6 protein-coding genes, 1 pseudogene and 1 riboswitch are annotated in these 9,775 nt (G+C 71.1%); of the genes and pseudogenes, 3 read left to right on the top strand and 4 right to left on the bottom strand.

The features are described 5' to 3' along the window. The 3 genes and pseudogenes from BKE38_RS31560 to BKE38_RS18705 form a co-directional block, all read right to left on the bottom strand. Positions 1-1,374 (bottom strand): annotated as a pseudogene (locus BKE38_RS31560) (calcium-binding protein); the annotation flags it as partial. Positions 1,375-1,462: 88 nt separating this feature from the next. Further along, entirely contained in the window at positions 1,463-1,951 is a 489-nt protein-coding gene (locus BKE38_RS18710) for a DUF192 domain-containing protein (RefSeq protein ID WP_083747664.1), read from the bottom strand. An 8-nt stretch (positions 1,952-1,959) separates the two neighbouring features. Beyond that, complete coding sequence (locus BKE38_RS18705) at positions 1,960-3,105, bottom strand: acetoin utilization protein AcuC (RefSeq protein ID WP_076958787.1); 1,146 nt, start codon at positions 3,103-3,105, stop codon at positions 1,960-1,962. 88 nt (positions 3,106-3,193) lie between these two features. Beyond that, positions 3,194-3,305: riboswitch (TPP riboswitch) on the top strand. Between BKE38_RS18705 and BKE38_RS18700 the strand changes: the two genes are divergently transcribed. From BKE38_RS18700 to BKE38_RS18690, 3 genes are all read left to right on the top strand, one after another. Next, positions 3,301-4,032 (top strand): ABC transporter ATP-binding protein, encoded by a 732-nt coding sequence (locus BKE38_RS18700; RefSeq protein ID WP_076958786.1) that lies wholly within the window; start codon positions 3,301-3,303, stop codon positions 4,030-4,032. It overlaps the preceding riboswitch by 5 nt. Next, positions 4,029-4,787: an ABC transporter permease gene (locus BKE38_RS18695; RefSeq protein ID WP_076958785.1), complete on the top strand. Its 759-nt coding sequence runs from the start codon at positions 4,029-4,031 to the stop codon at positions 4,785-4,787. The genes BKE38_RS18700 and BKE38_RS18695 overlap by 4 nt, the downstream gene beginning before the upstream one ends. Further along, positions 4,784-5,791, top strand: coding sequence for an ABC transporter substrate-binding protein (locus tag BKE38_RS18690; protein WP_076958784.1), 1,008 nt, complete (start codon positions 4,784-4,786; stop codon positions 5,789-5,791). The genes BKE38_RS18695 and BKE38_RS18690 overlap by 4 nt, the downstream gene beginning before the upstream one ends. Positions 5,792-5,845: 54 nt before the next feature. Here the strand turns inward: BKE38_RS18690 and BKE38_RS31555 are convergent, their stop codons facing one another. Next, on the bottom strand, positions 5,846-9,709 hold the full coding sequence (locus BKE38_RS31555; RefSeq protein ID WP_076958783.1) for a calcium-binding protein: 3,864 nt from the start codon (positions 9,707-9,709) through the stop codon (positions 5,846-5,848). Between the last annotated feature and the right edge of the window lie 66 nt (positions 9,710-9,775).

Raw genomic sequence — 9,775 nt, 5'->3', positions numbered from 1 at the left:
GTCGTTGCCGGCGCCGCCGACCAGGTAGTCGTCGCCCTCGCCGCCTTCCAGGCGGTCGTCGCTGTCAAGGCCGGAGAGAGTGTCATTGCCAATGCCGCCATAGAGCTTGTCGACCAGGGCATTGCCGGTCAGGCGGTTGTTCAGCGCATTGCCGGTGCCGGAGAAGGCGGTGGCTGCGCGGTTGGTCAGGTTCTCGACGTTCGCCGCGAGGGTCAGGCTGGCCAGGCCCATGGACAAGACCGTGTCGATTCCGGCGTTCTCGGCCTCGACCACCAGGTCGGACGTGTGGTCGAGATAGTAGAGGTCGTTGCCGGCGCCGCCCTCCATCCGGTCGGCGCCGAGGCCGCCATCGAGGGTGTCGTTGCCATCCCCGCCCAGCAGCGTGTCGTTGCCTGCGCCGCCGAGCAGGCGGTCGTTGCCGAGGCCGCCGTCGAGGGTGTCGTTGCCGTCGCCGCCCATCAGGACATCGGCGCCGGCCTCGCCGAGCAGGGTGTCGTTGCCGAGGCCGCCATCGAGGCGGTCGTCGCCGGCGCTGCCTTCCAGCCGATCGGTGCCGGCCTCGCCACGCAGGGTGTCGATCCCGTCGCCGCCGAGCAGCACGTCGTCCCCCGCGCCGCCGCGCAGCAGGTCGTCGCCGCCCAGGCCCGACAGGCGGTCGGCGCCGGCATTGCCGGTCAGGGCATTGGCCAGGGCATTGCCGGTGCCGGAGAAAGCGGTGTTCCCGGCCCGGATCAGCTTCTCGACGTTGTCGCCAAGGGTATAGGCGGCGAGGCCCAGGACACGGACGGTGTCGATGCCCTCGCCGGGACTTTCGACCACCACGTCACCCGCCTGCTCGACGCTGAAAAAATCATCGCCGGGGCCGCCGATCATGCGGTCGTCGCCGGCATTGCCGCTGAGGATGTCGTTGCCCTCGCCGCCTTCGAGGAAGTCGTCGCCGCCGCCGCCCAGCAGGGTGTCGTCGCCGGCCATTCCCCGCAGCCGGTCGGCGAAGGCGCCGCCGGTCAGGCGGTTGCCCAGGGCATTGCCGGTGCCGGCGAAGGCGCCGTTGAAGGCGACCACCAGGCGCTCCAGGGTGTCGCCCAAGGTGTAGGCGGCCAGGCCGGTGACGCGGACGGTGTCGATGCCCTCGCCGGCCAGCTCCATCACCCCGTCGCCGGCCTGGTCGACCAGATAGAGGTCGTCGCCGGCGCCGCCGATCATGCGGTCGGCGCCGCCGCCGCCGTTGAGCTGGTCGTTGCCGGTGCCGCCCTCCAGCAGGTCGTTCCCGGAACCGCCGGAGAGGATGTCGTCGCCGGCGCCTCCCGAGAGGCTATCGGCCGCGGCCGTGCCGGTCAGGCGGTCGGCCAGGATCGAGCCGGTCAGCGTCACCATGGTCAGAGCTCCTGCCGGGCGCGGCGGCGCCCCCGGCTGGGTCCTTACACGATCACAACGACGCGATAAACCTGTAAGTTGATAAAGCTTAACGCGCCGTGCCGAAAATGCGCTGCTCGACCTTGTCGCCGACGCGGAGGTTCAGCCGGGCGGCGGTGCCGGCGGCGAGTTCCAGCGTGGCGCGGACCGGGCCGCGGCTGTCGACAGTGGCCAGGCTGAGCGGCACGGTGCGCTCGGCGATGCGATGGATGCGGCCGTCCTGGCTGATGAAGACCATGTCGAGCGAGGTGATGGTGTTGCGCATCCACATGGCGCTCTCGCGCGGCTGTCCCCAGTCGAAGAGCATGCCCTCGTCCGGCTTCACCTCGGGGCGGAACATCAGGCCCACGGTCTGCTGGTCGGGGCTGAGCGCCATTTCCACGGTGAAGGCATGGCGGGTGCCGTCGCGGGTGACGATGGTCAGCGGCTCGGTCGGCAGGCGGGGCTGCGGCCCGTCCTGGGCGAAAGCGGGGGTGGCGGCCTGGAAGGCGGTCATGGCGGCAAGCCCCATCAGGGCGAGCAGGGTGCGGCGGCGCATGGCGGGCATCATGGCATAACTCGGGTGGGGGTTGGCAGGTCCTGCAGCGTGACGGCTGCGAGATGGCGGATTTCGGTCCGCAGGGGGCCGGGACGCGGGGCGTCGCGCAGGGTGGTGAACCAGGTCTCGGGCGGGTTGCGCCCGGCGGCGCGGTGGAAGGTCAGGCCGCGGAGGATCCCTTCCGCGGCGTCCGGCAGGCGGTCCGGCGGAGAAAATCCGTTCAGCGCGCCCCAGGCGCCGGCCCAGCAGCGGGCGACGGTCCAGGGGTTGTAGCCGCCGCCGCCCAGCAGGATCAGCCGCGGCGCCTGGTCGCGCAGCGACGCCACGGCGCCGAAATGCGCGTTGTTGGACAGCGACAGGTGGGCGAGCGGGTCTTCCTCCAGGGCGTCGGCGCCGCATTGCAGCATGATGGCCTGCGGGCGCAGGTGCCGCAGCAGCGGCATCACCGCCTGCTGCCACAGATAGGAGAACTCGACATCGTTCAGCCCGGCGGGAACGGGGATGTTGCGGGCATGGCCGCCGGCGCGGTCGTCCAGCGCGCCGGTGAAGGGCCAGCGGCCGGCCTCGTGGATCGACAGGGTGAAGACGCGCGGATCATGCGCGAAGGCGTCCTGCACGCCGTCGCCGTGATGCGCGTCGATGTCGATGTAGAGGAGGTTCGTCAGCCCCTGGTCGAGCCAGGCACAAAGGCCGAGCACGGCATCGTTCAGGAAGCAGAAACCGCTGGCGCGGTCCGCCTTGGCATGGTGCAGCCCGCCGCCGGGAACATGGGCGGCGCCACCTTCCGCGGTGAGCGACGCCGCCAGCAGCACGCCGCCGGCGCTGGTGGCCGGGCGGCGGAAGACCTCAGGGAAGATCGGATTGCCGCGGGCATTCAGGTCGAAGCGGTCGCGCACGGCGTCGGGCACCGCCTGCGCCGCCTCGGCCGCCTGCAGCGCGGCGATATAGTCCGGGTGGTGGAAGCGGGCGAGCTCGGCCGGCGTCGCCATCGGGCTGTCGCGGTAGCGCGCCGGGTCGAGCCAGCCCAGCGCCGCGATCAGGTCCAGCGTGGTGGAGACGCGCGGGATGGCCAGCGGATGGCCGGGCCCATAGCTGGAGTTCCGGTAGATCTCCGATCCGATCAGCCAGGGGCCGGGCCAGGCATGCTGCGTCATCGCCTGCCTGGAAGCGCAGCGCGGCGCCGCTGGCAAGCCATGACGGCATCACGAAACTTGCGTGACAGCGGGGGCCATGCCTAGAACCACCGCATCCGGGGGGAGCCTGACTTGAGAGGCTGAGAGGCAGGGATGGGCCCTGCGACCCCTTGAACCTGATCCGGGTCATGCCGGCGAAGGGATCGGAGGTTCCGCATGCCGCCTGCGCTCGGCCTTGCCTTGCCCGGACTCCGCCTTGGCGGCCGGGCGGTGCTGGGCTCCTTCTCGCTCGACGTCGCGCCGGGCGAGGTGACCGCCCTGCTCGGGCCGTCCGGCGTCGGCAAATCCACCCTGCTGCGGCTGCTGGCCGGGCTGCTGCCGGCGCCCCCCGGCATGGTCCTGACCCTGGGCGATGGCGGGACGCTGGCCGGGCGGATCGCCTGGATGGGCCAGCAGGACCTGCTGCTGCCCTGGCTGACCCTTGAAGACAATGTCTGCCTGGGCGCGCGGCTGCGCCATGCCCGCCCGGACCGCGACCGGGCCCGGGCGCTGATCGCCGCCGTCGGCCTGGCGGGGCGCGAGGCCGCCCGGCCCGACGCGCTGTCGGGGGGCATGCGGCAGCGGGCGGCGCTGGCGCGGACGCTGATGGAAGACCGTCCCTTCGTGCTGATGGACGAGCCCTTCTCGGCCGTGGACGCGCCGACCCGGCACCGGCTGCAGGACCTGGCCAGCGGACTGCTGAAAGGGCGCAGCGTGCTGCTGGTCACCCACGATCCGCTGGAGGCGCTGCGCCTCGCGCACCGCATCCTGGTGCTGCGCCCCGGCCCTGGCGGCGCCATCCCGGACGCGCTGCCGATGCCGCATCACCCGCCGCTGCGCGCCGCACACGACCCCGAGGTGCTGGCCGCCCAGGCCGCGCTGCTCGAGCGCCTTGCGGAGGCGGCATGAGGGCGCTGATCGCCCTGCTCGGCCTGCTGCTGCTCTGGGAGGGCTTCGTCCGCTGGACCGAGGTGCCGCCCTTCCTGCTGCCGGCGCCGCTGCGGGTGGCGGAAGTGCTGTGGACCCGCTTCGACATCCTCTACGGCCACGCCCTGACGACGCTGACGGAGATCCTGCTGGGGCTGCTGCTGGGAACGCTGCTGGGCTGCGCGGTGGCGCTGCTGCTCTCGGCCTGGCGCGGCGGGCGGCGCTGGCTGCTGCCGCTGCTGATCGCCAGCCAGGCCATCCCGGTCTTCGCCATCGCGCCGCTGCTGACGCTGTGGCTGGGCTTCGGCCTGGCCAGCAAGATCGCCATGGCCACCATCATCATTTTCTTTCCGGTCGCCACCGCCTTCTACGATGGCCTGCGGCGGACGGAGCCCGGGTGGCTGGACCTGGCCGCCACCATGGGCGCGTCGCGCGCCGCGGTGCTGTGGCGGATCCGGGTGCCGGCGGCCCTGCCCGGCCTGGCCTCCGGCCTGCGCGTCGCCGCCGCCGTCGCGCCGATCGGCGCGGTGGTGGGGGAATGGGTCGGCGCCTCGGCCGGGCTTGGCTATGTGATGCTGCAGGCCAATGGCCGCAGCCAGACCGACATGATGTTCGCCGCCCTCGTCATCCTGGCCGCCATGGCCATGACGCTGTGGTTCGCCACCGACCGGCTGCTGCGGGCGCTGCTGCCCTGGCAGCCCGACCAACTGTCCGAGAACGACGGAGAAACGCCATGACCTTGCTTCCCCGCCGGGCGCTGCCGGCGCTGGCCGCCCTTGCCCTGCCCGCCTCGGCCGCGATGGCGCAAACGCCTGCCCAGGCGCCTGCTCAGACGCCCGCGCCAGCGCCGCAGGGCACGACCAGGCTGACCCTGCTGCTGGACTGGTTCGTCAATCCGGACCACGCGCCGATCGTGGTGGCGCAGGAGGCCGGCTTCTTCGCCCGCGCCGGGCTGGAGGTGCGGACCATCGCCCCGGCCGACCCGAACGACCCGCCGCGGATGGTGGCGGCGAAGCAGGCGGATCTCGGCGTCTACTACCAGAAGAACCTGCATCTGGCGGTCGACCAGGGCCTGCCGCTGGCGCGCGTCGGCACGCTGGTGGCGACGCCGCTGTCGACGCTGTCGGTGCTGCGCGACGGGCCGGTCAAGTCACTGACCGACCTGCGCGGCAAGAAGATCGGCTTCAGCACGGCCGGCTTCGAGGAGGTGGCGGTCGACACCATCCTGGGCACCGTCGGGCTGTCGTCGAAGGACGTGACGCTGGTCAATGTCAATTTCGGCCTGTCCAGCGCGCTGATGTCGGGCCAGGTCGACGCCATCCTGGGCGGCTTCCGCAACTTCGAGCTGCACCAGATGGAGATCGAGAAGCGCCCCGGCCGCGCCTTCTACCCCGAGCAGCACGGCATGCCGATCTATGACGAGCTGATCTACGTCGCGCACACGGACCGCGTGCGCGACCCTTCGCTGCGCCGCTTCATGGACGCGCTCGAAGGCGCCACCACCTTCCTGGTGAACAACGCCGAAGAAAGCTGGAAGATGTTCATCGCCGGCCCGCGCCGCGAGCTGGACAACGAGCTGAACCGCCGCGCCTTCCGCGACACGCTGAACCGGTTCTCTCTCAGCCCGGCGGCGCTGGATGCCAACCGCTACCAGCGGTTTGCCAAGTTCCTCGCCGAGAAGAAGATGATTCGCAGCGTCCCGGAGGTTTCGAAATACGCGGTGGAGTTGCCGGTGGCGTGATGCCGGGGGCGTGGTGCCGGGGGGCCGGGACGGCTGCCCCGCCCCGGTGGCGCGTCAGGCGATGACGATGTCGGCGGCGGCGAGACCGTTGGCCAGCGTCTCGAAGCGCGCCAGCCGCACGGTGCCGATGCCGCCCAGCCCGTCGGCATCCCAGTAGAGCGAGTTGTCGGTGGTGTTCAGCATGAACTGGCCACGGCCGACGCCCTCCTCCGCCTCGCCGGTGGTGTTGGCGGTGAAGCGGCCGGTGGCCGCCAGCGACATGCCCGCCACCAGCCCGCCCCCGAAGCCCGTGGCCGAGATCAGGAGGCGGTCCTCGCCGCTGGCGAAGTCGGTGACCACATCGCCGCCTTCCAGCGCCGAGGCATAGTGGAAGAGGTCGTTGCCGGCGCCGCCGGTCAGGCGGTCGGCTTCCAGCCCGCCCTGCAGCCGGTCGTCGCCCGCGCGCCCCTCCAGGATGTCGTCGCCGGAGCTTCCTATGAGGATATTGTCCGCGGCATTGCCAAGCCCGGTTGCCGCCGCCAGCAGGCGCAGCTCCAGCACCGCCAGGCCGGTCAGGTCGATCACCCCGCTGCCCTCGACGAGGTCGCCCACGCGGTCGCCGGTGATCCGGTCGCCCGCCGAGTCGATCACGAAGACGATCGACGGGACGGCGCTGCCGCGGGTCTCGCCGTGCAGGATGTCGTCGCCGCTGCCGCCGTCGAGCCGCGTCGTGGCGGCATCGGCCTCGAGGATGTCGTCGCCCTCCTCGCCGAGCAGCAGGGCGCCACCGACCAGCCGGTCATGGCCCTCGCCGCCGCGCAAGGTGCCGCCGGCCGCGGCGATCAGCACATCGTCCCCCGCCAGGCCGGACAGGTCGGCGCTGCCGCTGCCGATGGCGGTCAGGACGTTGTTCCCCGCATTGCCGATCAGGTGGTTCGATCCCGCGGTGAGGATGAAGCCATCCTCGACATTGTCGGCCAGGCTCACCCTGCCGGCCGCATAGCGGAACTCCACAGTGTCATGGCCGGCATCGGCCAGCTCGACGACAACCGAATGATCCTGGAGGACATAGACGTCGTTGCCCGCCCCGCCCTGCAGCGTGGCCTCGACCTCCGTCACGAACCGGTCGTCGCCATCGAGCCCATAGGCCGTGACATCCCAGGACATGACGCGGATGAGGTCATCGCCGAGCGAGCCGGTCCCGGTGATCCCGGTCTCCTCGAGGATGAGCTCCTCGATCGAGCCGCCCAGCTCGCGCAGGTCGACATCGGCCCGTGCCCAGACGATGTCGTGGCCCTCGCCCTCCAGCTCGACGATCCGCTGCGTGCTGGCGGTGTAGAAATAGGTGTCATTGCCGGTGCCGCCGACCATGACATGGGCGTTCAGATCGTCGTCGCCGGCGCCACCCTCGACGCGGTCGTCGCCGCCATCGCCGTAGAGGCTGCCATCGCCGCCGAACAGCGCGTCATTGCCGTCGCCGCCGAGCAGCAGGTCGTCGCCGGCATCGCCATAGAGACTGTCGTCACCCAGGCCGCCCAGCATGGTGTCGTGGCCGGCACCGCCATGGACGATGTCGTTGCCCTCGCTGCCGGTGATCTGGTTGTCCAGGGCATTGCCGGACAGGCCCCACTGCTCCTCCAGAAGCACCAGGTTCTCGACATTGTCCCACAGGGTCCACTGCACCAGCGTTAGGGACGAATTGTAGGTGACGCCGTCAAAGAAATTGCCGTACTGCCAGATCAGCGTGTCGACGCCCTCGCCCGCCGCCTCGATGATCCAGGGCAGATGGGTGATCAGACGGTACTCCCCGCCGCGGCCTTCGATCCTCTCCTGCTCCTGCCAGGCCAGGCCGACATAGGTGTCGTTGCCGGCACCGCCCGCCAGGGTATAGCCCTCCAGCCGGTTGTTGCCGGCATTGCCCTGGACGAAGCGGCTGGTGCCGTCGAGATCGGCCTCGCCCATCAGGACCAGCCGCTCGAGCCAGATCGTCATGCTGCGCCAGGATTCCACCGTGTCGGTGCCCCAGGCGTCGTTGATCGTGACCGTGCCGCTGTCCAGCCCGATCCGGTAGGTGTCGTTGCCGCCGCCGCCCTCCAGCACGTCGTCACCGGCTCCGGCTTCCAGGATGTCGTCGCCGTCGCCGCCCTCCAGCCGGTCGTTGCCGGCCCCGCCCAGCAGCGTGTCGTTGCCGCGCCCGCCGATCAGCGTGTCGTCGCCCAGGCCGCCCTCGAGCCTGTCGTCGCCGTCGCGTCCTTCCAGCTGGTCATCGCCTTCCAACCCGTCGAGACGATTGCCCGCCGCGCTGCCGATGATGCTGTTGTCCAGCGCGTTGCCGGTGCCGCTGACCGCCGAGAGGGTCGCCATGACCAGGGCCTCCTGCCCGGTCCCCAGCGTCCAGGAGACGGTGCTGCGCACCGTGTCGTAGCCCTCGCCCACCTGCTCGGCGACCTGGTCGGTCACCTTGTTGACGGAGTAGGTGTCGTCGCCGAGCCCGCCCAGCAGGGTGTCGTCGCCCATGCCGCCGTCCAGCGTGTCATTGCCGGTGCCGCCCTCCAGCCGGTCGTTGCCGGCCCCGCCCTCCAGCGTGTCGTGACCGGCGCCGCCCTGCAGCAGGTCGTCGCCGCCCAGGCCCTGCAGGGTGTCGGACAGGCTGGAGCCGACGATCAGGTTCGCCAGCCCGTTGCCGATGCCGGTGGCGCGGCTGGTGCCGACCAGCAGCAGCGCCTCCAGATTGGCGCCGAGCGTCCAGGAGCCGCGGGTGACCACGGTGTCGTAGCCGCCATCGGCCAGCTCGATGATGCGGTCGCCGGGCAGCACGACATAGCGGTCGTTGCCGCTTCCGCCGAGCAGAAGGTCATCGCCCGCGCCGCCATCGAGCAGATCGTCGCCGGCGCCGCCTTCCAGCCGGTCGTCGCCCTCCATGCCGGAGAGGCTGTCATCGCCATCGCGACCGTAGAGGGTGTTGCCGGCGGCGCTGCCGGTGAGAAGATTGTCCAGCCCGTTGCCGCTGCCGGTCAGGGCATTGCCGCCGACCAGCCGCAGGTTCTCCACATTGCTGCCCAGCGCGAAGGAGACGGTCGCGATCACCTCGTCGATGCCCTGGTCGGCGAATTCGAAGGCGCGGTCGGTGACCTTGTTGACGATGTAGCGGTCGTTGCCGGCACCGCCCAGCATCAGGTCGTTGCCCATGCCGCCGTCGAGCAGGTCATCGCCGACGCCGCCCTCCAGCCGGTCGTCCCCGGCGGCGCCCTTCAGCGCATTGCCGGCGGCATTGCCGATGACGGTGTTGTCCAGCGCATTGCCGGTGCCGGTTGCCGCGCTGCCGGTCAGCACCAGCTTCTCGACATGATCGCCGAGCGTCCAGGCCACGCTGCTGCGGATGGTGTCGTAGCCCTCGTTCCTCAGCTCGACGGTGCGATCGGCGGCGCTGTCGACCACATAGGTGTCGTCGCCGAGCCCGCCATGCAGCACGTCCTGGCCGCTGCCGCCATCGAGCCAGTCATCGCCCTCGCCGCCCTGCAGCGCGTCATCGCCGTCGCGCCCCTCCAGCCGGTCGTCGCCCTCCAGCCCGCGCAGCAGGTTGTCGGCCAGGCTGCCGATGATGCTGTTGTCCAGCGCATTGCCGGTGCCGGCGACCGCCGAGAGGGTCGCCATGACCAGCGCCTCCTGCCCGGTGCCCAATGTCCAGGAGACGGTCGAGCGCACGGTGTCGTAGCCCTGGCCGGGCAGCTCGACGACCTGGTCGGTCTCCTTGTTGACGTAGTAGGTGTCGTTGCCGGCGCCGCCGAGCATCAGGTCATTGCCCATGCCGCCATCGAGCAGGTCGCCGCCGCCCAGGCCCTCCAGCCGGTCGTCGCCGGCGAGGCCGAGCAGGAGGTCATCCTCCGCGCTGCCGACCAGGAGATCGGGCCCATTGGTGCCGGTGCGGGTGATGGCCATGGTTCTTTCCGTGCTGCCAGGAGCGGTCCGGCAGGATCGCCGGACTCACGCGCCACGGAAAGATGG

The organism is Teichococcus deserti (assembly GCF_001982615.1).
GTDB classification, from domain to species: Bacteria; Pseudomonadota; Alphaproteobacteria; order Acetobacterales; family Acetobacteraceae; genus Pseudoroseomonas; species Pseudoroseomonas deserti.
This window is presented reverse-complemented; position numbering and strand designations above follow the sequence as displayed.